Consider the following 22,045-nt stretch of genomic DNA (forward strand, 5'->3'; position numbering starts at 1 on the left):
CGGCGTCGGCGCCAACGGCATGGGCGACCTTGAGTTCCAGACCCGCGGCGATGACGTGCTGGTGTCCTTCTCCAACGTCACCATCCTGGTCGAGGACATCACCCTGGCGCAGCTGCAGGACGCGGACAACTTCCTGTTCTGACAGCTTCCACCGCTTTCAAACGAACCAAGGCGCGCCCTGCCCGGCGCGCCTTTTACGTGTTGTAAGCTGCGAAACCATTCGCTCCACCCAAAGGCGATACCACTCAACCCTTGCGGCTTGTGATTGAGCAACTTACACTCAAAGTGACATTTTTGACCACGACCTTTCCCGTATAAATGGCAGGATTTCTCTGTATATGGCCTGGATTACCGTCACCGAAACCGAAGGCGCCATCCCCAGCTATAAACTGTTTGATTTTACGATCGAAGGCGCGACCGTCGTTTCGGCAACCGCCTCCAGCCTGAGGGTGCAAAAGGACGGCATCATCTACGAGTTCACGGGAAGTTTTACCTACGACAATTCCGGAACCGCCTCAGCAGACAGCACCGTAACAGCTTTCTCGCTCTGGTATGACGGCACTGAATTTTTGAAGGGCACCCGCCTCACCGCTACATACGCGGACCTTTTCGGAGACGGCTCGAAGAAATTCGGTTATGCGGCATTTGCCGGCAACGACATTTACTCCTCCCTCCTGGACAGCAAGGATACAATTCAAGGTTACACCGGCGATGACACTATCGAAGCCGGCGCGGGCAGAGACAAGATCTACGGCGGCGCAGGTGACGACAGGCTTTATGGCCAAAGAGGTTACGATACCCTGTATGGCGGTTATGGCGACGATTTTCTGCATGGCGGAAAGCAGCCTGATAATCTGCGCGGCGAGGCAGGCAATGACGTGCTGGTTGGCGGAGCTGGCGATGACACCTTGCTAGGGTGGACGGGCAACGACAAACTCAGCGGCAATCTCGGCAACGACCTACTGTACGCGCATGAGGGCCATGATGTGATTTTCGGCGATTCCGGAGACGACACCGTCAGTGCGCACTTGGGCAACGACAAGGTGTATGGCGGGACTGGCGATGACTTGATTCGCGGGGACAATGGAACTGACACCCTCTATGGCCAGCACGGAAACGACACTCTTTCCGGGGGGGCGGACAGCGACCTGCTCAATGGGGGCGAGGGCAATGACACGGTGAAGGGATATGGCCTTCGGGACCGCGTCAGCGACGACACCCTTTACGGCGGACCGGGCAACGACCGGCTGGAGGCAAACAGCGGCGCTGATCTCCTCTATGGCGGCACCGACGACGACACCCTGTACGGCGGCCCGGGTGATGACCTGCTCTTTGGGCAAACAGGCCACGACACCCTGCAGGGAGGCATGGGCAACGACACCCTCAAGGCGGGCAGCGGTGACGATTTCCTGTCAGGCGGCTACGGCGACGACATTCTTCTGGGTGAAGCGGGCAGCGACACCCTGCACGGGCGTGCCGGCAATGACACGCTGCGGGGCATGGCGGGCGATGACCAGCTGCACGGCGGCACCGGTGCCGATGTCTTCGTCTTCCACAGCGGCTACGGCAATGACACCATCCAGGATTTCACCGCCGGCCTGGACCGCATCAGGATCGGAATAGGTGCCTCCGGCATGGGCGATCTCAATTTCCAAACCCAGGGGGATGACGTGCTGGTGTCCTTCTCCAACGTGACCTTGCTGGTAGAGGACATCACCCTGGCGCAGCTGCAGGACGCGGATAACTTCCTGTTCTGACAGCGGTTTCCGCAGCAAATAATACAATGGCGCGCCCTGCCCGGCGCGCCTTATTCAATTCAGCATCCATCTGCCCTCCGGCCAGAAAGCGTGGAAGGCAAAGGCGAACATCACGTCATGCGCCACGTCCCGGCCTGTCCCGTCCCGAACCCGGACGCTGCCGATATCGCGCCCCTGCGCCAGCCGCCTTGTATCCAGGGCTGAGGCCTGCCCCGCCCGCCAGCTCAGCACCAGACCGGCCTCGCGGATCTCGCCCTCCTGCGCCAGCCGGTCCAGCGGCCAGGCGCGGCTGCCGGCGCGCACCACCCGCGCCATCGGCGCCACCCCATGCGGCGGCGGGCTGCCGTCATAGAGGAACGGCCATTTCGCGGTATCATAGCCGCGGTAGGGGTTACGCCCGTAATCCCGGTTCCAGCCCGGCTCTGCCATCACCAGCCCGTCCGGGTTGCGCGCGGTGAACTCCTGCCAGCTCTCAACCCAGCTCGGCAGCGTCTTCAGCCTGGTGCCGGTCATCCGCCCGACGATGCCGGTGCCGGTTGCCTGCTGCCACCAGCTCTGGCTCTCGCGGTCATACATCACCATGTCGGAAAACCGCAGCTTGCCGCTGACGCCGAAACTCAACGTGCCTGCCGCCGTGCGCCGGTCAAATGTCACCGCGGAATTGCACAACGGGCAATAGGTCACCGCCACCGGCACCCCGGCCACCACGTCGTTCACGATCTCATGCCAGGTCAGGTAGCGCAGCGGATAGGCCCGTGGCTTGGCCCCTTCCATCTGCAGCGTGATCACCGGCTCCCGCGGCTTCAGCCGCCGCGCCTTGGCGGCCTCCACGAACTGCGGCTCATCCAGCGCCGGGATCGCGTCTTTGCCCACCCCGCCAGAACGGATCTGGCGCCACTCCGGCACATTGGTGCGGCTGAAATCGGTCTGCGGCCACTCCCGCTTCCAGACCTGCGGATCGGCGGCAGCACCCGACGGCAGCAGCAGCGCCAGACACAACAAAACACCTTTGAACATGATCAAACGCCTCCTGCCCCAGTAAACGGCGGCAGAGCGGCGCAGAACAGAGGGCGGCACGGGCTTGTGACCTGCCGTTAGCGCCCGGCAAAAGCAAAGGCCCGCCCCCGGAATGCCGGGCGCGGGCCTCAATCTTACGGACAACCGGACCCGATTACTCGGTCACGGTCACCTTGGTCATCGCATCCGGCTGGCCGATCACAGAACCGTTGTTGCCGGCGCCGCGCTTGATTGCATCGACCACATCCATGCCCTCGGTCACCTTGCCGACAACCGTGTACTGGCCATTCAGGAAATGGCCCGCATCAAACATGATGAAGAACTGCGAGTTGGCGCTGTTCGGGCTTTGCGAACGCGCCATACCCACGACGCCGCGGTCAAACGCCAGGTCGGAGAACTCGGCCGGCAGGTCCGGGCGGTCAGAGCCGCCGCGCCCGGCGTAGCTCATGTCGCCGCCGACCCGGCCGAACTCCACGTCGCCGGTCTGCGCCATGAAGCCCTCGATCACGCGGTGAAACACCACGCCATCATATTGGCCTTCCGCCGCCAGCGCAGTGATCTGCTCCACATGCTTGGGCGCCACATCCTCAAAGAGGTCGATCTTGATGGTGCCGTTGGCTTCGCCTTCGACCTGGACCTCCAGGCCGGTGGCAAAGGCAGGCCCTGCCGCCAGCAGGGCCACCAGCGAAAGCGCCTTACGCATCCGCAGCAACCTTGACGGAGATCATCCGGTCCGGGTTCGCAGGCGGCTCGCCGCGGGTGATCGCGTCCACATGCTCCATGCCTTCGATGACACGGCCGTAAACGGTGTACTGGCCGTTCAGGAAGTGGTTGTCCTTGAAGTTGATGAAGAACTGCGAGTTGGCGGAGTTCGGGTTCTGCGAGCGTGCCGCGCCCAGGGTGCCGCGGTCATGCGGCAGCTTGGAGAACTCGGCCGGCAGGTCCGGCAGGCTGGAGCCGCCGGTGCCCGCCATGCGGATGTTGAAGCCGTCTTCCATGTCGCCGTTGGCCACATCGCCGGTCTGCGCCATGAAACCGTCGATCACGCGGTGGAAGCAGACGTTATCATATTCGCCGCCGCGGGCCAGTTCCTTCATCCGCTCGGAATGCTTCGGCGCCACGTCGGGCAGCAGCTCGATCACCACATTGCCGTCCTTCAGCTCGATGATGATGGTGTTTTCGGGATCTTTAATCTCGGCCATCTGGCCCTCCTGTCGTCGAAATTTGCACAGATACCTAAGCCCAGAGCCCGGAAATGCCAAGGGAGCATTGACTGATGCGCAAAAACCCCCGAAACAGCGCGCGGATTTATCGGCAATTTCACCAATGAGGGGTCTCGCAGATGGGCTGGAAAACACTCGACGACATGGATCTGAACGGCAAGCGCGTGCTGGTGCGCGTGGATATCAACGTGCCGATCGTCGACGGCGTGGTGACCGACTCCACCCGCATCCGCCGCATCGCCCCCACCGTGCGCGACATTCTGGCCGCAGGCGGCAAGCCGATCCTGCTGGCCCACTTCGGCCGCCCCGGCGGCGAGCGGCGCGAGAACCTGTCGCTGAACCAGCTGGTGCCGACGCTGGAGCGCGCCTTTGAAACCAAGGTCCTGTTTGCCGCCGATTGTGTCGGCGCCGGGGCTGAGGCCGCCGCAGACGCGCTGCAGCCGGGCGAAGTTCTCCTGCTTGAAAACACCCGCTTCCACGCCGCCGAGACCAAGAACGACCCGGACCTGGCCGCCGGCATGGCCCGCCTGGGCGAGGTTTACTGCAACGACGCCTTCTCCGCCGCCCACCGCGCCCATTCCTCGACCGAGGCTCTGGCCCGCCTGCTGCCCGCCTGCGCCGGCCGCCTGATGCAGGCCGAACTCGAAGCGCTGGAAAGTGCGCTCGGCCAGCCGCAGCGCCCGGTGACTGCCGTGGTCGGCGGTGCCAAGGTCTCCACCAAGCTGGAACTGCTGGGCAACCTCATTGAGAAGGTCGACCACCTGGTGATCGGCGGCGGCATGGCCAATACCTTCCTGGTCGCCAAGGGCCTGCCGGTTGGCATTTCGCTGGCCGAACGCATCATGAAGGACACCGCAGCCGAAATCCTGGCCAAGGCCGAGGCCGCGGGCTGCGAGATCATTCTGCCCTCCGACATCGTGGTCGCCAAGAAGTTCGAATCCAACGCGCCGCACGAAATCCTGCCCGCCGATCAATGCCCCGAGGACGGCATGATCCTGGACGCAGGGCCGGAAAGCGTCGCCCGCATCATCGAGGTCTTTGCCAACAGCAAGACCCTGATCTGGAACGGCCCGCTCGGCGCGTTTGAGCTGGAACCCTTTGACGCCGCCACCAACTCTGCCGCGCTGAAAGCAGCGGCCATGACCCGTTCCGGCCAGCTGATCTCCGTGGCCGGCGGCGGCGACACCGTGGCGGCGTTGAACGCCTCGGGTGCTGCCGGCGACTTCACCTATATCTCCACTGCCGGCGGCGCCTTCCTGGAATGGATGGAAGGCAAAGTGCTGCCCGGCGTTGCGGCTCTGGATCAGTAAGCCAAATACCTTTCCGTATGACCGCGCCCCGGCCTCACCGCCGGGGCGTTTTCTTTGTCACGGGACAATAAATGCTTTGCCCCGGCCCTCCCCGCCCCCGTAGCGTCACGCCAAGACACCGGCAAAAGCGGAGGCCCGCCATGTTCCAGGACCGCATGACCCGTCTCAGGCAGAAGATGGCAGAGGCCGGCATCGGCGTGGCCCTGATCACCGACGACGACAGCGTCTATTACCTGACCGGCTACTACGACTATCTGCATATGGAGTTCGGCCGCCCCACCATCCTGGTGGTTCCTTGCAACGGCCCGTCCCTCCTGATCACCCCGGTGATCGACGTGGTGATGGCGGAGGAGGTCGCGCAGGTGGACCGCATCGCCGCCTGGAACGACGGCGACGGGGCTGAATGGCGCGCCGAACTGCCAGCCGCCTTGGCCGGTGCCGCCCGCATCGCGGTTGAACCGGACCACATGCCGCCGATGGTGCGCGCCTGCGTTGGCGAACTGGCGGGCAGCACCGAGATCACCAGCATCACCCCGGCACTGTCGGACCTCAGGATGATCAAATCCTCCGAAGAGCTGCAGCTGGCCCGCCACGCAGGCCAGGTTGCCGGCGCCATGATGGCCGCAGGCCGCGGCGCCATCGCCGCCGGTGTGCCGGAATACGAGGTCGCCATCGCCACCTCCCAGGCCGGCACCCGCACCGCGGCGGAGCTGCTCAGCACCCACTACAGCGATGCCAACATGTCCCCCAGCACCCATTTCCTGCAGATCATGGCCTCAGGCCGGGACATTACCAAGACCCACCACCGCGCCTCCACCCGCATCATGCAGCACGGTGAGCCGGTGTTTCTGTGTTTCTGCGGCATGACCAATTTCCACCGCTTCAAACTGGGCTTCGACCGCACCTTCTGGATCGGCGAGGCGGACCCGGAACAGGCCCGCATCTACGAGGTGGCCGTGGCCAGCCAGAAGGCCGCGCTGGACGTCCTCGGCCCCGGCGTTCAGGCGCAGGAGGTGCACCGCGCCTATGCCGGGGTGATCCAGGACGCAGGCTTCAGCTACCCGTTCCGCTGCGGCCGCGCCACCGGCTTCAGCTTTCTGGAACGCCCGCAGCTGGTGACCGGCGACACAACCGTTCTGCAGCCCGGCATGGTCTTTGCGGTCGACGGTTCTGTCGCCACGGATACCTTCCGCGCCCAGGTCGGCGACAGCTTCATCATCACCGGTGACGGCTACGAGCAGATCACCACCCACCCCAAGGCACTGCAGGACATGATCCTCTGACCATCCCGGCACCCGCCAGAACCCCATAAAAAACACGCCCGCGGACAGATTTGGGATTCCCAAGCACAGCCGCGTGTGGCATGCTGTTTTCAGACGCCGGCAAACGGCGCAAAATACAACATGAGCAGTAACATACAGGCACCTCCAAAGTGACCCGAAGCAACCGCCCGTCCCTGGGCGCCATCACCTTTTTTGCCATCGCCTTCGCGCTCAGCGCGTACTTCACCTTTGCGGCGGTGCAGGGCGACTTCGGGCTGTTCAGACGGGTTGAGATCCAGGCCGAAGCAGAAGAACTTCAGCAGGATCTTGGCCGCCTCCAATCCCGCATCAGCGAGATGGAAAATCTGACACGCCGCCTGTCCGACGACTACCTCGACCTTGACCTCCTCGACGAACAGGCACGCACGGTTCTCGGTCTCGTCCGCGCGGACGAGATCGTGATCCGCTGATCCAGCCAGCGCAGATTGCCGCCAGCCGCTCCGCAGCCGGCGGCAGGACTCTTACAGCAGCCGGGCCGCAATACCCCCATCAACAGAGACCGGAGCACCGGTCATAAAGCTTGCTCTGTCCGACAGCAGAAACAGCGCCGACTGGGCAATCTCCTTCGGTTCAGCCATCCGCTTTAGCGGGTGCAAACCGGCGATGAACTCATGCGTTGCTGGATCATCGCCAGCCATATCCGTCTTGGTGCCCCCCGGCAGGATCGTATTCACCCGGATCCCCTCCGCTGCATGGTCTGAGGCCAGCGACTGCGTGAGCCCCAGCAGCCCGGCCTTCGACGCGGCATAGGCCGCCATGCCCGGCATGCCGCCATTGCTGACGCCGACAAAGGTCCCGGTAAAGACAATGGCCCCGCCGCCCCGCCGCTGCAGCGCCGGGATCTGCGCCCGGGCTGACAGAAATGCGCTGGTGAGGTTGGTCGTCAGGACGGATTGCCAGTTGCCCGGCTCCATTTCCGCAATGGGGCCCATATCCCCCATCATGCCAGCATTGTTAAACGCGCCGTCCAGACCGCCAAAGCGTTCCTCCGCCAATTCAACCAACGCCTTGGCATAGGCCGCGTCGCAAACATTCCCGGCCAGGAAAACGGCGCGCCCGTTGCTTTGCTCAATCTGCCCGGCAATGGCGCGCAGCCGTTCCTCCCGGCGCGCGCCCAGCACCACATTCGCCCCTTCAGCGGCAAACAGCAGCGCCGCGGCCGCGCCGATCCCGCTGCTGGCCCCGGTAATGATGATCGTCTTGTCTTTCAGTTCCATGGTCATGCCTTTCAGTTTTTGCACGCCATTCAGGAAAGGAGGAAAGACACGGCAGGGCGACCCGGATCTTGCGCTTGCCGCGCGGCCCGGACCGTAACCGCAAGATCCGGGCCGGCAGAGTGCTGCCGACGGGATCCGCCCTGCCCCTGCGCCAGCCCCAATTGTTGCATTTCTGCGCGCCAATCGGCGGATCTTTACCCTGCGTCCAGCCCGCGGCAGAATAGCACTATTCAGCCGGGCCAAAACCCGCTATGAATTTGTTTAACACTAAACTATCTAGCCTTCAGGGGGAGCTGACCACCATGGCCGCTAGAAAAAGCGCAAAGAAACCAAACGTTTCTGCCGAAGAACTGACGAAACACTACCGCGAGATGCTGCTGATCCGCCGATTCGAGGAAAAGTCGGGCCAGCTCTACGGCATGGGCCTGATCGGTGGTTTCTGCCACCTCTACATCGGCCAGGAAGCGGTTGTTGTGGGTCTTGAGGCCGCAGCCGAGGAAGGCGACAAGCGCGTCACCTCTTACCGCGACCACGGCCACATGCTGGCCTGCGGCATGGACCCGGACGGCGTCATGGCTGAGCTCACGGGCCGCGAGGGCGGCTACTCCAAGGGCAAGGGCGGCTCCATGCACATGTTCTCCAAGGAGAAGCATTTCTATGGCGGCCACGGCATCGTCGGCGCCCAGGTGCCGATCGGCGCGGGCCTTGCCTTTGCCGACAAGTACAAGGACAACGGCCGCGTGACCTTCGCCTATTTCGGCGACGGCGCAGCCAACCAGGGCCAGGTCTACGAGACCTTCAACATGGCTGCCCTGTGGAAACTGCCGGTGGTCTTCGTGATCGAGAACAACCAGTACGCTATGGGCACCTCGCAGCAGCGCTCCACCTCCAGCGCCGAGATCTGGGAACGCGGCAAGGCCTTCGGCATCCCGGGCGAAGCAGTGGACGGCATGAACGTGCTGTCGGTGAAGGAAGCAGGCGAGCGCGCCGTGGCCCACTGCCGCAGCGGCGACGGCCCCTACATCCTCGAAGTGAAGACCTACCGCTACCGCGGCCACTCGATGTCGGACCCGGCCAAGTACCGCACCCGCGAAGAGGTCCAGAAGATGCGCGAGGAGCGCGACCCGATCGAGCAGGTCCGCGAGATGCTGCTGACCGGCAAGCACGCGACCGAGGAAGACCTCAAGGCGATCGACAAGGAAATCAAGGAGATCGTCAACAAGTCCGCCGAGTTTGCCAAGGAAAGCCCGGAACCGGCCCTCGAGGAACTCTGGACCGACATCTACGCGGACGAAGTGCCGCAGGAAACCGCCTGAGAGGGAAGACAAAGACATGGCAACTGAAATTCTTATGCCCGCCCTGTCGCCGACCATGGAGGAAGGCACCCTGGCCAAATGGCTGGTCAAGGAAGGCGATACCGTGAACTCCGGCGACATTCTGGCCGAGATCGAAACCGACAAGGCAACGATGGAGTTTGAAGCCGTCGACGAAGGCACCGTCGGCAAGATCCTGATCGGTGAAGGCACCGAAGGCGTCAAGGTGAACACCCCGATTGCGGTGCTGCTGGAAGACGGCGAAAGCTATGATGCCTCCGCCGCCCCTGCCCCGGCTGCTGAAGCCCCGGCACCCGCAGCTGAGGCGCCCGCAGCCCCCGCCGCTGCCGCCGCCGCGCCTGCCCCGGTCGAAAGCCGCGTGCTGGAACCGGACTACCCGGAAGGCACCGAAATGGTGCAGACCACCGTGCGCGAAGCGCTGCGCGACGCCATGGCAGAGGAAATGCGCCGCGACGAGGACGTGTTCCTGATGGGCGAGGAAGTCGCCGAGTATCAGGGCGCTTACAAGGTCTCGCAAGGGCTGCTGGACGAATTCGGCGCCAAGCGGGTTATCGACACCCCGATCACCGAACACGGCTTTGCCGGCATCGCCACCGGCGCCGCCTTCGGGGGCCTGCGCCCGATTGTCGAGTTCATGACCTTCAACTTCGCCATGCAGGCGATTGACCACATCATCAACTCTGCGGCCAAGACGCTCTATATGTCCGGCGGCCAGATGGGTGCCCCGATGGTGTTCCGCGGCCCCAACGGCGCCGCCGCCCGCGTCGGTGCTCAGCACAGCCAGGACTACGCCGCCTGGTACATGCAGATCCCGGGCCTCAAAGTGGCGATGCCCTACTCCGCCGCCGACGCCAAGGGCCTGATGAAGACCGCGATCCGCGACAACAACCCGGTGATCTTCCTGGAGAATGAAATCCTCTACGGCCAAAGCTTTGAAGTGCCCAAGATGGACGATTTCACCATCCCCTTCGGCAAGGCCCGTATCTGGCGCGAAGGCTCTGACGCCACCATCGTCTCCTTCGGCATCGGCATGAAATACGCGCTGGAGGCAGCAGACAAGCTGGCCCAGGACGGCATCTCGGCTGAAGTCATCGACCTGCGCACCCTGCGCCCGATGGACCTTCCCACGGTGATTGAATCGGTCAAGAAGACCAACCGTCTGGTCACCGTCGAGGAAGGCTGGCCGCAGGGCTCCGTCGGCAGCTACATCGCCTCCGAGGTGATGCAGCAGGCGTTCGACTATCTGGACGCGCCGGTTGTGACCTGCACCGGCAAGGACGTCCCGATGCCCTATGCCGCCAATCTGGAACGCCACGCGCTGATCACCACGGATGAAGTGGTCGAAGCCGTTAAGCAAGTGACCTACCGGTAACTAAATGAGAAAGCGCTGGCTGTTTCTCTTGATCCCATTTGTGTTCTTTGCCGGCTTTGCGTCGGCAGAGTTCAAGGATGGACTGCACAACGCAATGATGAACTCATACATCAATGATCTTGAGATACGGGCCGGCCGCTGCTCCGAAACGGGAGAAAACTAAATGCCCACCGAAATCCTGATGCCCGCGCTTTCTCCCACCATGGAGGAAGGCACCCTTGCCAAATGGCTGGTCAAGGAGGGCGACACCGTCTCCTCCGGCGACCTGATCGCCGAGATCGAAACCGACAAGGCCACCATGGAATTTGAAGCCGTGGACGAAGGCGTGGTCGGCAAGATCCTGATCGCCGAAGGCTCCGAGGGCGTGAAGGTCAACACCCCCATCGCGGTGCTGCTGGAAGACGGCGAAAGCGCCGATGACATCCAGTCCTCCGGCGGCGGCGCTGCTGCCCCGTCCAAGGAAGAGGCCCCCGCGGCCAAAGCGGAAGCCCCCGCAGCCGCGCCCAAGGAAGAGGCCAAAGCCGCCCCCGCTGCACCGCAGGGTGCTGACGGCAGCCGCATCTTCGCCTCGCCGCTGGCCCGCCGCATCGCCGCCGACAAGGGCCTGGACCTGAGCGCCATCAAGGGCTCCGGCCCCAAGGGCCGCATCGTCAAGGCTGACGTCATGGATGCAAAGCCGCAGGCCGCAGCCGCTGCTGCACCGGCAGCTTCCGCTCCGGCCGCCGCACCTGCCGCTGCTGCAGCCCCTGCCGGCCCCTCTGCCGACATGGTTGCCCGCATGTACGAGGGCCGCGCGTTCGAAGAGGTCAAGCTGGACGGCATGCGCAAGACCATCGCCGCCCGCCTGACTGAGGCCAAGCAGACCATCCCGCATTTCTACCTGCGCCGCGACATCCAGCTCGACGCGCTGCTGAAATTCCGCGGTGAACTGAACAAGCAGCTCGAAGGCCGCGGCGTCAAGCTCTCTGTCAACGACTTCATCATCAAGGCCGTGGCCCTGGCGCTGCAGGCGGTGCCGGACGCCAACGCGGTCTGGGCCGGCGACCGGGTCTTGAAGATGAAAGCCTCCGACGTGGCGGTGGCCGTCGCCATCGAGGGCGGGCTGTTCACTCCGGTCCTGCAGGACAGCGACACCAAATCCCTGTCGGCCCTGTCGGCTGAGATGAAGGACCTCGCCTCCCGCGCCCGCGACCGCAAGCTGGCGCCGCATGAATACCAGGGCGGCAGCTTTGCAATCTCCAACCTCGGCATGTTCGGCATCGACAACTTCGACGCCATCGTCAACCCGCCGCACGCGGGCATCCTGGCGGTCGGCTCCGGCGTCAAGAAGCCGGTTGTGGGTGCTGACGGCGAGCTGAAGGTCGCCACCGTAATGAGCGTCACCATGTCGGTCGACCACCGCGTCATCGACGGCGCCCTCGGCGCGGATCTCTTGAAGGCCATCGTCGACAACCTGGAAAACCCGATGGTGATGCTGGCCTGATTGGTTGCAGCCACTGCGAAACGGCAAAAGCCCCGGTCCTAGCCCCGGGGCTTTTGTGCATTAAGCAACAACTGATCACGAAGGGCTGTTTGAGCCCAATTTACCTGATGCTGCGCGAACGATGAAAGAAAGCTTTCAGGGAGAGATAAGAACTCAGTCTTCGGTAATGCAACCCCAAGGCGGAGAGTCCGAATTGCATAGCTCTGGATCTGTTTCATTCAAACCGCCAGGTCCACGAACGTAGATTAAGCTACCTAATACGTCATACAGTAGGTTGGCACGTCCGCCTTGCCAAAGGTCGTTGCCGACTTGCCAAATAGCAAAACCTTCGCTTACTTCTTTTCCAGAAACCGGATCAAGAGCAGTCAACTGACAGAAGGTTGCTATGTCTGAAACTGGCTGAAGTGATATCAAGCCGTCTTTACCGATGATGTGGTAGACAGGTATCTTCGATGCGCGGCTAGCCCCAAACCAAGTGTGCCTAAGCGTCAATCCAGGCGAAAAACGCTCCTTTATGTCGCTCACTCTTTCATCTTCCGGAGGCAAGAAGACAGCACTGTTTTCGAGCCAGCTACCCCCCAAATCCTGAGGGATGGCAAAGGTCGCGACCTCACTTCCGCCAAACTCTGCAACAGTTATTGGCCTGTCCGATTGACCTTCAACAGTTGTGAACCAAACTCGAAACGGCTCTTCATAGTCGACAATCCTTTCGTCAATTCTATTGGCCGCGGTGCACTTCAATACTGGATCAATGATTAGCCGCTGTTCGCCTAGGTTTGAAACATCGAAAGTTACGCTGCGTTCAGACACCGACCTAAGGTAGGCGCTAAATTTGGGAGGTGACGGAAACCACGCCGACTTGATCTGCGGAGAAATCGAAAAAACAAAAGCCAGAAACGCTAGGAGAAATCCGAGAAGCGGTGTCCATACTTTGATATGCCGACGCCAATCTTGATGGGACCCGCACTCGACGCAGAGATTCGCGGCCGTCTCAATTTCTTTTTGGCATTCGATGCACTTTTTCAATTCTGCCACACTTGAATTGCTTTACTGCGAAACTTGAGCTCTTGCCCTTGCCGAGAGTGCCACGTGTCTTCTTGAACAACAAGCAAAGCGGACATTTGATGTTGGGGTTCAAACGGCAGCAAAGTCCGGCGTAGTGGACACTGAAGCGCGCGCTAGATCTCGTTCGGGATTGCCATCAGGGCTCGAAAAGGAGTTTCCCGTCCCCTCTTCATCTTTCACCAAGTACTCACTTTCGCAGCACTGATATCCGGGCGCATACAGCGCCTGCTCCGCCACAACCAACTTTGCTGGGATGCCGTCAAACAGCACCGTTGGCAGCCCCCGCCTCCGCCGGCGGCACCGCCCGCCGGTACAGATGCCAGGTGGTGTGCCCCAGAACTGGCAGCGTGACGATCAGGCCCAGAAACGCCGGAACCAGCGACACCAGCATGGCGGCGGAGATGATCGCCGCCCAGCCCAGCATGACCACCGGATTTTCCGCAACCGCGCGGATCGACGTCAGCATGGCCGTCACGAAATTGGTGTCCCGGTCCAGCAGCATGGGCATCGCAACGACGGTCACCGTGAACAGGACAGCCGACAGAAACGCGCCGGCACAGGTGCCAACCGCAAGAAAAGCCCAACCCTGCGGCGTAAAGAAGACCGCGTGCAGGAACCCCTCGAAATCCGAGAAGGACGCGTTTTGCAGGGTGATCGCCAGCCAAAGCCGGACCTGATACATCCACACCCAGAAAATGAACAGGGTGACAAAGGCCATCCAGCCCATTTCCCGGTTGCGCTGGCGAACCATCACGCTGAGGATGTCTGACCAGCCGAAACTCTCGCCCGCCTTGATCCGCCGCGACATTTCATAAAGCCCGGCCGCGGCAAAAGGCGCCACCAGCGGAAAGCCCACGGCGGCGGGAATGATCATCCAGATCTTGCCCAGCCAGACCAGGCACCAGACAAACAGGATGCCGAAAACCGCATAGAACAGGCCAAAGAAGCCGCTCATGACCGGGCGCGCCAGAAAATCGGCAAACCCGGCCTTCAGCGATGCGCTGATATCACCTGCAGTCAGCCTGTTGACCTCGAGCACGCTGCGCGGCCGCGGCTTCCGTCTTTCCGGTGATGTGGAACTTCCGGTCTTGGACGTCATGGCACACTCCTTCCAAAGCATGACCCGTGCTGGCCCCCGTGCAAACGGGCCAGGCAATGAAACAGACATCCCTCCTGTACATGGAAGTGTGCATCAGCCCCGGCACCAGGGCAAGGGGCGCATGGCGCTGCAACGCGACCACACCGTCAGACGCCCTTTACAGGCCCCCAAAGCCCCAAACCGAAAAAGGGAGCGCGCGCGCCCCCTTCTTCTTTGACCAAATACTCACCTGCACCGCAGCCGCCGCCAGCACCCCGCCCGCTGCGGCGCCATGCTCTCGGGCGGCGCGCCGCTCGGCACTGATAGCCACCTGAGTCAGGTCCCGGGAATGGCTGCGCCGCGATAAGATGCCGGAATTTCAGTCGCCCCGATTTGAGCAAGCAAGTTGATCATATCGATCACGCTGCGGCGTTCGGTAATCATCCCGTCTTTGATGCGCATGATCTGGATTTCATCCACCGCGACGCGTATTCCGCTGGCCGGCACCCCCAGAAACTCTCCGGTATGCGTTCCGCGATAGATCATCTGCGTTGCGACCCTGTCGTCCTCGGCCAGCACCTCTCCCAGCGTGATTTCAACGTCAGAGAACGACGTCGTGAAAATCCGCACGCGTTCTTTCCACGCCTCAGGCCCAACAGGCGGATTAAAGTAAGAATTGTGCAGCACCGCATCAGACGCCACAAACTCATCAAACTTCACCGTGTCTCCCTGCCCAATCGTCATGACTTCGCGATAGTACCGTTCGACAAGCGCCTTATTCTCCTCACACATCCCTCTTCTCCAGACTGTATGTGCAAGAAATACCATAGTCCCTGCGGAAAGTCTGCTTCGCCCCGGCAGCCTTCGAAGCCGCTACCGGAAATCGGGCGCACCCATTTGCCTCCAAACGCATGAAAAAAGGGAGCGCAACCGCTCCCCTTCATCTTTTCCAAAATACTCATTTGCGCAACAGCCGCCGCCAGCACCCCGCCAGCGGCGGCGCTACGCCTGCGGCAGTCCGCCGCTCAGTACTGATACCCGGGCGTCGAGGCCGACAGCGCCTGCTCCGCCGCATCCATCTCCGCCGGGATATCCTCAAACAGCGGTGTCGACAGATAGCGCTCGCCGGTATCCGGCAGCACCGCCAGCAGCACCGATCCCTCCGGCGCGCTTTCCGCGACCTTCATCGCCGCCGCCAGGCTGCCGCCGCTGGAAATCCCCGCCAGGATGCCTTCCTCCGCTGCCAGCCGCCGGGACCACTTGATGCTCTCGTCACCGCTCACCGGTTCCAGCGCATCAAAGTAACCCTTGTCCAGCGCCTCCTGAAGCACCAGCGGAATGAAATCCGGGGTCCAGCCCTGAATGGGATGCGGGTTGAACGCCGGATGGGTCGCCGCGGGCTCACCCTCGTCGTTGCGCGCCTGCGCCTCACCGGACTGCACCAGCGCCGCGTTGGCGGGCTCGCTGAGGGTGATCTTCAGATCCGGCCGCGCGCCCTTCAGCACCCGCCCCAGGCCCGACACGGTGCCGCCGGTGCCATAGCCCAGCACCACGTGATCCAGCCGTTCACCTTCGAAATCGCCCAGGATCTCCTGCGCAGTGGTGCTCTCATGGATGTCGGCGTTGTCCTTGGTCTCGAACTGATGCGCCAGGAACCAGCCGTTGGCCTCCGCCAGTTCCTTGGCCTTCACCACCATGCCAACCGCCTTGTCTTCCTTGCGGGTCAGCACCACCTTGGCGCCCAGCATCCGCATCAGCCGCCGCCGCTCGACCGAGAACCCGTCGTGCATGGTAATGACCAGCGGGTAGCCCTTGGCGGCGCAGACCATCGCCAGCCCGATCCCGGTGTTGCCGCTGGTCGCCTCCACCACGGTCTGGCCCGGCTTCAGCCGCCCTTCGCGCTCCGCCGCCTCGATGATGTTCAGCGCCAGCCGGTCCTTCACCGATCCCGCCGGGTTGAACGCCTCGAATTTCACATACATGGTGACATGCGCCGGCGCGATATTGTTCAGCCGGATCACGGGCGTGTTGCCCACCGTCTCCAGGATCGAGCCAAACAGACGCCCGCGGCCTTCGGTTGTATAAATCATGATCTGTCCCCCAAATCGAAACTGCAGAAAAAGAAGCTGTTGGTCAGGAATATGCGCCCCGCCGCCGCCGGGTTCAAGCCAGCCGGCGGCACCGGACAGCGATTAAGACCAGCCTCCGCCACAACCCGGCATTTGCAGAACCGCAGGCCGCACCGCCTGCACGCAGCAGATCAAAACCCACCCGCAACCCTTTTATTCAAAACAATATTCACGCCAGATAGGACCATCAAAAAAGGGGCGGAACCCGCCCCTTCTTCTTTGCTCAAATACTCAACTTCCCAGTCCGGCAGCCAGAGGCCTCACTCCGCAGGAGACCCCGCCGGAACCACCTGGTCCATGTTGATCGACGGCTGGTCGCAACCCGCTTCGCCGACAATCTTCGCAGGCACGCCCGCAACCGTTGTGCAGGGCGGCACTTCTGCCAGCACCACGGACCCGGCTGCAATGCGGCTGCAATGGCCGACCTTGATGTTGCCAAGAACCTTGGCGCCGGCGCCGATCAGCACCCCGTCGCCGATCTTCGGATGGCGGTCCTGCTCTTCCTTGCCGGTGCCGCCCAGGGTCACCGAATGCAGCATAGAGACATTGTCGCCCACCACTGCGGTCTCGCCGATCACGATGGAATGGGCATGGTCAATCATGATCCCCTTGCCAAGACGCGCGCCGGGGTGGATGTCGATCCCGAAAATCTCCGACGTCCGCATCTGGAAGAAATAGGCCAGATCCTTCTGCCCCTTGTCCCACAGGTAATGGCTGACACGGTAGGCCTGCACCGCCTGGAACCCCTTGAAGTAGAGGATCGGCTGCAGCAGCCGGTGGCTTGCCGGGTCGCGCTCATTGATCGCCATCAGGTCGGCGCGCGCTGCCTCCAGGATTTCCGGGCAGGTCTCATAGGCTTCGTCAACGATCTCGCGCAGCACCATCATCGACATTTCATTCGAGCAGAGCTTGGCGGCAATCCGGTAGGACAGCGCCTTTTCCAGCGTCTTGTGGTGCAGGATACAGGCGTGAATCAGCCCGCCCATCAGCGGCTGGGTGGCAACGGCCTCCTCAGCTTCGCGGGTGATGCGGTCCCATACGGGATCCACCGGAGTAACGGCTTGCTGTGTTTTTGCCATGGGTCAACGTCCTTTCTCCGCTCAGACTACCCATCTAAGGTGGTTTGCAGCAAACGCAAACCCGTGATGAGGCATATTTTCAAAATGAATGAGTCCGATCAGGCGGGGCTGAAGCAGCAGATCACCATCCGGCTGGCGGAACTGGCGGCAGAGAATGCTTCGCTTTCGGGTGATGCCCCATCCCGCCCGGAATCAAGCCGCAGGCGCCGGGCGAGCGCCTGCCCGCCCGCACGGGCTGGCGCTTTTGAGAGTGCGGAGCTCCTTGGAAAGTTAGTACGGACGTTGCCGGAATAAACTGCCACACAGAACTGTTGGAGCGCCACCCCGCAGGCAGGCGCTCCCCCTTAGCAGCCAATCTCTCGCATCGCTGCCTGAGGCAAGCGGCGCCAGCCCAACAGATGGTTTGGCAGGTTTCCATTTTGGATCAGCCGGCCGGACCCTCCCTGCCGGTTTCCAGCACAGAGGCCAGCTCCCGCAGCACTAGCCTTGTGCAGTCCAGATATGCCGGATCATCCAGAAACGGTTCATCCGCCAGCGCATACCGCCGGGCCGCGGCGCTTAAACTCCCGTCGCCCCAGCGCGGATGCAAACGGCAATACAGGCGGCCATAAACCGCGGCCTCCGCCGCGCCGCCGAAGATCCTGCGGCACAGGGCAAGCCGCTCAGCTGCCGGCACCAGAAGCAGCGCCCGCGCCACTGCGGACACATCGCCGGGCAGCACCGGGCGGATCATCCCAGAACGGCCTCTGCCGCCGGCCCGGCACCAAACCGGGCTGAGCGCTGCGCCACCTCCAGCACGTCACCCGCCTGCACCCCGTCCAGCGCCTGCGCCGCCGCCGGATAGGCCCAGGAGGGCGTGGCAGAGGTCTCCTCCCGCAGCACGGTGGCGCCGCGCATCACCCGGATGCGGTAGCTCTCGATCTCCTCTCCCAGCGGCACCTCGTCCAGCTCCCAGCTGTCGCCTTCGATCCGTGTGCGGCGTATCCAGCCCGCCGACAGGTCCTGCCCCAGCGCACCATTCAGCCGCAGATGCACCGGTGCATAGGGGCGCAGGCCATTTCCTTCAAACGCCTCCTGCAGATGCAAATAGGATGGGTCCTCCAGCGCGCGCCGCGCCGGGCCGATCCGGTAGTGGCGCAGCCGGCGGCGCTGTTCCGGTGCCAGTTCCATCTGCACCGGGGTGCCGTCCAGCAGCACCACATAGGAGCCGGAGGGCCAAACATCAGGCATCAGCGCATCACTGCCCTGCTGACCGCGCAACCGGCCCCGCAGCAGGTAGGTCTGCGGCGCAATCAGCTCCGCCTCGCGGAACTGGAACAGTTCCCAGTTGCCGGGCGTGCCATCACCGATGGCGGCGGCGTTGGCACCGTTCAGCACCGCCTCCACCGTGCGGCTTTCCAAGCTTCCGGAGATCAGCCTGACCTGCAGGTCCGCGCCCAAGTCCCAGCGCCCGGCCCCGGCAGAAAACAGCGGCGTTTCCGTGACGCCGATCACCTGCCGTGCCGCAACCACCTGTTCCAGAACGTAATTCTCATCCGCCTCTGATCCGTAAACCGCGACGCTGCCGGGCCAGGCCGCCGCCGTCAGCGCCAGATGCGGCGCGTGCGGCACCTCATCCCCGCGCATCAGCGGCAGGTCCATGAACAACGGCAGCACCGGGCCGGGGGCGGCAAAGGCATTGACCCCCGGCAGCTCCTCCGCCACCGCGGCCAGATCATAGGTGCCGGGCTCGATCCTGACCGCCTCTACCGTCTGCGCCTCCGCCTGCTCCACCCGGTCAATACGGTAGAGCTGGTCCTTGCCCTCCACTGGCAGGGACACCACATCGCCCGCCCCAAGATGCAGCAGCGAGGGCGGCAGAACGAACCGCGCGGTGTCGCGGGAAATCCGCGCTTCCGCCAGCCAGCGGGCGACGGTCTGGCGCGCCTCGGCCCGGGTCATGGCCAGCGGCAGCTCGTTCTGGCTGACGCTATGCGTCGCCTCGTCGGGCAGCACCGCCTCGACCGAGCCCGCAGCATGGTCGCCGCCCCATTCGGTGAACCGCAGCCGCACCCGGCCCGCCAGTTCCGCCTCGCTGGCGCGGGCCAGCTCCAGGCTGCCGTCCATCTCGTCATTGTCGGCCAGATGCTCCAACTGCAGCGCTTCCGTCACGATGCCCTTGCGCATCCGGAACCTCAGCACCCCGTCGCGCTCCACCGCGTCAAACCCGTGCCGCAGCATCAAGGGCTGCAGCACCGCGCGGGCATCCGCGACATCCGGGTTCACAAACCCATGCACCACGCCATAAAGCCCAGTGACGTCAATGTCATACAGCCCCGCACGGTGGCACACTTCCTCCACCACAGAGGCCAGCGTGCGCTGCGCCGCGCGCCCGTTCAGCCAATGGCCGCGCAGGTAGTTTTCGCCGTCGTTCCAAATCTCCACCCGCGCCGGAAAGGCCGGAAAGGGGCGCGCATCCCAGGCCCAGACATAGGCGTTGGACATATCCAGCATCCGGCCATCGTATTCCTCTGACAGCGGGTTGTTCGCGGCCGCGCCCCAATACCCCAGAAACGCGCGCAGGTACTGGATCTGCATCAGATCGTCGCGCAAGCCGTTGGAATAGCGCGGCAGTTTCGATTCTGAGCTTTTGGGGTCCAGAAACTTGTTCGGCTGGTTGGTGCCCTTGTCGATGGCAGCACAGCCCAGTTCGGTGAACCACACGGGCTTTGATTGCGGCACCCAGTCCGTCGGAACCACCTGCCGCACCCCGCCGATGCGCTCAAAGTGCTCCTGCATCCACCAGCTGCGGATATCCTTGTAGCGCCACACCCAGGGCTCATCATGCGCACCATCGGTGATCGGGGTGCGGATCTGCGCCTCCCGCGCCTCGGGGGAATGGTAGTACCAGTCAAACCCTTCACCGCCCTCCACATTGCCGCTGAGGTAGCCGAGGTCATAGACCGACGGCACACCGGCCCGCGCGTCCAGATGATCATCACCCTCCCGCCAATCGGACAGCGGCATGTAGTTGTCGATCCCGATAAAGTCGATGTTTTCATCCGCCCACAGCGGGTCCAGGTGGAAATACCGGTCGCCCTCCGGCGATTGATAGCCCCAGTATTCCGACCAGTCGGCGGCATAGCCGATCTTGGTCTCCATCCCCAGCAGGCTGCGCACCTCTGCCGCCAGCCCTTTCAATGCCAGCACAGCCGGGAAGCCGCCGGCGCCGCGGATCTGCGTCAGCGCGCGCATCTCGGAGCTGATGCAAAACGCCTCCACCCCGCCCGCCGCCGCACACAGCGCTGCATTGTGCAGGATAAACCGGCTGAGGCTCCATTCGTCAGGCCCGCTGTAGGTGACGGTTCCGTCCCCCACGGTGAAATCCGCCGCCGTCACGGAGCCAAAGAACGCCGCCACCTCCGCATCCGCCGCCGCGGTGCCATCGGGTGAGCCAGGCTGGCCCGGAGCCACCGACAAGGTGATCCGCCCGCGCCACGGCAAATGCGGCTGGCTGGCGCCGCCAGTCCAGGGATCCGACAGCGCGTTGCCCTCTGCCTGATCCATCAGGATGAAGGGGTAAAACATCACCCGAAGGCCGCGGCCTTGCATTTCCCTTATCGACTGGATCACCGAGGCATCGGCAGGCGTGCCGCCATAGAGCGGCTCGCCGTCCTCCTTCAGCACCTCCTCAGCACCTGCGCGGGTCACGCCGCTGACAGTCCAGGCCATGTTCCCCTCGGCCAGCTTATGCTCCACCTTGGGTTTCAGCGTGCAGCTGCCGCAGCGCAGGTCGCCGCCGAACCACGACACAATCAGCGAGGCCGCGCCGCAGGACGGCAGCTCTGCCTCCAGCGCATTCAGCGAGGTCTTTAGATCGGAAAGCCCTGAGGGCGTATGTTCATTTGCCGCCTTTGCATCCCCCGGCCCGCCGGAATACTGCACCACATCCGCAGCCAGCGCATATTCCCCGGTGCCGGGCATCAGCGCCACGCCCTGCACGATCCGGCCCAGGTCCTGCGCATAGGTGCTGCTGGCGGGCTGCTCGGGGCGCAAGACATCAAAGGAGAACTGCGGCACGCGGTTGCCGAACCGTCCCAGCTCCAGGTTCTCCATCACCACATAGGCCGTGCCGCGGTAGGCAGGCACCTGCCCTGCGCCCTCGATCGCCTCCATCACCGGGTCCGGCAGCTGATCCGCCGTGCCGCGGTAGACGGTCATGTTCAAATCCTTCGGCGCCACTTCCTCACCATCAGCCCAAACGCGGGAGACGCTGGCGATCTCGCCCTCGCACAGCGCAATCGCCAGAGAGGCCGAATAGCTGTAGCTGGTGACCTGCGGCTGGCTGGGCCGGCCCTTGCCGCCGCCGCCGCTGGTCTGCGAGGTCTCCAGAAAACGCGAGGACCAGATCACCTGGCCGCCCAGCCGCATCCGGCCATAGACCTGCGCCATCGGCGCGCCTTCACTGGCCTGGGTCAGGCGGAAGCGGTCAACTTTGCCGGTCTCCACCGGATCAGCGCCGGAGCCCAGGAGCCGCTCGTCGATCAGCCGCCCCAGGGTAGCGCCCACTGCACGGCCAATCACGGCAGAGGACAGCCCCGCCACGGTGCCGCCAATTGCGCCGCCAACCGCCGCGCCGGCGGCAGAAAGAAGAATGGTTGCCATCAGATCAGCTCCTTT

General features: G+C 63.3%; 18 protein-coding genes. 7 read left to right on the forward strand and 11 right to left on the reverse strand.

Going from position 1 to position 22,045, the window contains the following annotated elements:
- The first annotated feature begins 338 nt into the window (after window positions 1-338).
- The gene (locus GC1_RS02730; protein WP_052265105.1) at window positions 339-1,757 is read left to right on the forward strand and encodes a calcium-binding protein; all 1,419 of its coding nucleotides are present in this window, start codon (window positions 339-341) and stop codon (window positions 1,755-1,757) included.
- A 54-nt stretch (window positions 1,758-1,811) separates the two neighbouring features.
- On the opposite strand, the gene GC1_RS02735 is transcribed toward GC1_RS02730, so the two are convergent.
- The 3 genes from GC1_RS02735 to GC1_RS02745 form a co-directional block, all read right to left on the reverse strand.
- Complete coding sequence (locus GC1_RS02735) at window positions 1,812-2,774, reverse strand: DUF3179 domain-containing protein (RefSeq protein WP_036762226.1); 963 nt, start codon at window positions 2,772-2,774, stop codon at window positions 1,812-1,814.
- 154 nt (window positions 2,775-2,928) lie between these two features.
- The gene (locus tag GC1_RS02740; protein WP_019296865.1) at window positions 2,929-3,477 is read right to left on the reverse strand and encodes a peptidylprolyl isomerase; all 549 of its coding nucleotides are present in this window, start codon (window positions 3,475-3,477) and stop codon (window positions 2,929-2,931) included.
- Window positions 3,470-3,976 (reverse strand): peptidylprolyl isomerase, encoded by a 507-nt coding sequence (locus tag GC1_RS02745; RefSeq protein WP_019296866.1) that lies wholly within the window; start codon window positions 3,974-3,976, stop codon window positions 3,470-3,472. Before GC1_RS02745 ends, GC1_RS02740 begins: the two co-directional genes overlap by 8 nt.
- 140 nt (window positions 3,977-4,116) lie before the next feature.
- On the opposite strand from GC1_RS02745, the gene GC1_RS02750 reads away from it, so the two are divergent.
- The 3 genes from GC1_RS02750 to GC1_RS02760 all read left to right on the forward strand — a co-directional run bounded on the left by GC1_RS02750 (window position 4,117) and on the right by GC1_RS02760 (window position 7,039).
- Entirely contained in the window at window positions 4,117-5,307 is a 1,191-nt protein-coding gene (locus GC1_RS02750) for a phosphoglycerate kinase (protein WP_019296867.1), read from the forward strand.
- Window positions 5,308-5,447: 140 nt separating this feature from the next.
- Complete coding sequence (locus GC1_RS02755) at window positions 5,448-6,590, forward strand: M24 family metallopeptidase (protein WP_019296868.1); 1,143 nt, start codon at window positions 5,448-5,450, stop codon at window positions 6,588-6,590.
- A 149-nt stretch (window positions 6,591-6,739) separates the two neighbouring features.
- Complete coding sequence (locus GC1_RS02760; RefSeq protein ID WP_019296869.1) at window positions 6,740-7,039, forward strand: FtsB family cell division protein; 300 nt, start codon at window positions 6,740-6,742, stop codon at window positions 7,037-7,039.
- 51 nt (window positions 7,040-7,090) lie between these two features.
- Here the strand turns inward: GC1_RS02760 and GC1_RS02765 are convergent, their stop codons facing one another.
- Window positions 7,091-7,846 (reverse strand): SDR family oxidoreductase, encoded by a 756-nt coding sequence (locus GC1_RS02765; protein WP_029204874.1) that lies wholly within the window; start codon window positions 7,844-7,846, stop codon window positions 7,091-7,093.
- Between the two features lie 302 nt (window positions 7,847-8,148).
- Here GC1_RS02765 and pdhA point away from each other — a divergent pair, with 302 nt between their 5' ends.
- The 3 genes from pdhA to GC1_RS02780 all read left to right on the forward strand — a co-directional run bounded on the left by pdhA (window position 8,149) and on the right by GC1_RS02780 (window position 12,035).
- Window positions 8,149-9,162, forward strand: a complete 1,014-nt coding sequence (pdhA, locus tag GC1_RS02770) for a pyruvate dehydrogenase (acetyl-transferring) E1 component subunit alpha (protein ID WP_019296871.1) — start codon at window positions 8,149-8,151, stop codon at window positions 9,160-9,162.
- A gap of 16 nt (window positions 9,163-9,178) precedes the next feature.
- Entirely contained in the window at window positions 9,179-10,552 is a 1,374-nt protein-coding gene (locus GC1_RS02775) for a pyruvate dehydrogenase complex E1 component subunit beta (protein WP_019296872.1), read from the forward strand.
- Window positions 10,553-10,715: 163 nt separating this feature from the next.
- On the forward strand, window positions 10,716-12,035 hold the full coding sequence (locus GC1_RS02780; RefSeq protein ID WP_019296874.1) for a pyruvate dehydrogenase complex dihydrolipoamide acetyltransferase: 1,320 nt from the start codon (window positions 10,716-10,718) through the stop codon (window positions 12,033-12,035).
- 153 nt (window positions 12,036-12,188) lie between these two features.
- Here GC1_RS02780 and GC1_RS22320 read toward each other — a convergent pair whose 3' ends face one another.
- The 7 genes from GC1_RS22320 to GC1_RS02815 all read right to left on the reverse strand — a co-directional run bounded on the left by GC1_RS22320 (window position 12,189) and on the right by GC1_RS02815 (window position 22,030).
- Window positions 12,189-13,070 (reverse strand): hypothetical protein, encoded by an 882-nt coding sequence (locus GC1_RS22320; RefSeq protein ID WP_152612405.1) that lies wholly within the window; start codon window positions 13,068-13,070, stop codon window positions 12,189-12,191.
- Window positions 13,071-13,359: 289 nt separating this feature from the next.
- Window positions 13,360-14,199, reverse strand: coding sequence for a DUF2189 domain-containing protein (locus tag GC1_RS02785; RefSeq protein WP_036762228.1), 840 nt, complete (start codon window positions 14,197-14,199; stop codon window positions 13,360-13,362).
- A gap of 315 nt (window positions 14,200-14,514) precedes the next feature.
- Window positions 14,515-14,970, reverse strand: a complete 456-nt coding sequence (locus tag GC1_RS02790) for an ester cyclase (protein WP_019296876.1) — start codon at window positions 14,968-14,970, stop codon at window positions 14,515-14,517.
- 233 nt (window positions 14,971-15,203) lie between these two features.
- The gene (cysK, locus tag GC1_RS02795; RefSeq protein ID WP_019296877.1) at window positions 15,204-16,268 is read right to left on the reverse strand and encodes a cysteine synthase A; all 1,065 of its coding nucleotides are present in this window, start codon (window positions 16,266-16,268) and stop codon (window positions 15,204-15,206) included.
- A gap of 299 nt (window positions 16,269-16,567) precedes the next feature.
- A complete protein-coding gene (gene cysE / locus GC1_RS02800; RefSeq protein WP_019296878.1) occupies window positions 16,568-17,386 on the reverse strand; it encodes a serine O-acetyltransferase in 819 nt (272 codons plus the stop codon).
- A gap of 424 nt (window positions 17,387-17,810) precedes the next feature.
- The gene (locus GC1_RS02810) at window positions 17,811-18,119 is read right to left on the reverse strand and encodes a DUF7742 family protein (protein WP_019298468.1); all 309 of its coding nucleotides are present in this window, start codon (window positions 18,117-18,119) and stop codon (window positions 17,811-17,813) included.
- A complete protein-coding gene (locus GC1_RS02815) occupies window positions 18,116-22,030 on the reverse strand; it encodes a baseplate multidomain protein megatron (protein ID WP_019298467.1) in 3,915 nt (1,304 codons plus the stop codon). Before GC1_RS02815 ends, GC1_RS02810 begins: the two co-directional genes overlap by 4 nt.
- Window positions 22,031-22,045: the final 15 nt, after the last annotated feature.

Source organism: Leisingera sp. ANG1 (assembly GCF_000203975.2).
GTDB lineage: Bacteria > Pseudomonadota > Alphaproteobacteria > Rhodobacterales > Rhodobacteraceae > Leisingera.

Excerpts from the sequence above, each read along its gene's own strand:
- GC1_RS02730 (WP_052265105.1), top strand. The coding sequence starts at position 339 with ATGGCCTGGATTACCGTCACCGAAACCGAAGGCGCCATCCCCAGCTAT.
- GC1_RS02735 (WP_036762226.1), bottom strand. The coding sequence starts at position 2,774 with ATGTTCAAAGGTGTTTTGTTGTGTCTGGCGCTGCTGCTGCCGTCGGGT.
- GC1_RS02740 (WP_019296865.1), bottom strand. The coding sequence starts at position 3,477 with ATGCGTAAGGCGCTTTCGCTGGTGGCCCTGCTGGCGGCAGGGCCTGCC.
- GC1_RS02745 (WP_019296866.1), bottom strand. The coding sequence starts at position 3,976 with ATGGCCGAGATTAAAGATCCCGAAAACACCATCATCATCGAGCTGAAG.
- GC1_RS02750 (WP_019296867.1), top strand. The coding sequence starts at position 4,117 with ATGGGCTGGAAAACACTCGACGACATGGATCTGAACGGCAAGCGCGTG.
- GC1_RS02755 (WP_019296868.1), top strand. The coding sequence starts at position 5,448 with ATGTTCCAGGACCGCATGACCCGTCTCAGGCAGAAGATGGCAGAGGCC.
- GC1_RS02765 (WP_029204874.1), bottom strand. The coding sequence starts at position 7,846 with ATGGAACTGAAAGACAAGACGATCATCATTACCGGGGCCAGCAGCGGG.
- pdhA (WP_019296871.1), top strand. The coding sequence starts at position 8,149 with ATGGCCGCTAGAAAAAGCGCAAAGAAACCAAACGTTTCTGCCGAAGAA.
- GC1_RS02775 (WP_019296872.1), top strand. The coding sequence starts at position 9,179 with ATGGCAACTGAAATTCTTATGCCCGCCCTGTCGCCGACCATGGAGGAA.
- GC1_RS02780 (WP_019296874.1), top strand. The coding sequence starts at position 10,716 with ATGCCCACCGAAATCCTGATGCCCGCGCTTTCTCCCACCATGGAGGAA.
- GC1_RS02785 (WP_036762228.1), bottom strand. The coding sequence starts at position 14,199 with ATGACGTCCAAGACCGGAAGTTCCACATCACCGGAAAGACGGAAGCCG.
- GC1_RS02790 (WP_019296876.1), bottom strand. The coding sequence starts at position 14,970 with ATGTGTGAGGAGAATAAGGCGCTTGTCGAACGGTACTATCGCGAAGTC.
- cysK (WP_019296877.1), bottom strand. The coding sequence starts at position 16,268 with ATGATTTATACAACCGAAGGCCGCGGGCGTCTGTTTGGCTCGATCCTG.
- cysE (WP_019296878.1), bottom strand. The coding sequence starts at position 17,386 with ATGGCAAAAACACAGCAAGCCGTTACTCCGGTGGATCCCGTATGGGAC.
- GC1_RS02810 (WP_019298468.1), bottom strand. The coding sequence starts at position 18,119 with ATGATCCGCCCGGTGCTGCCCGGCGATGTGTCCGCAGTGGCGCGGGCG.
- GC1_RS02815 (WP_019298467.1), bottom strand. The coding sequence starts at position 22,030 with ATGGCAACCATTCTTCTTTCTGCCGCCGGCGCGGCGGTTGGCGGCGCA.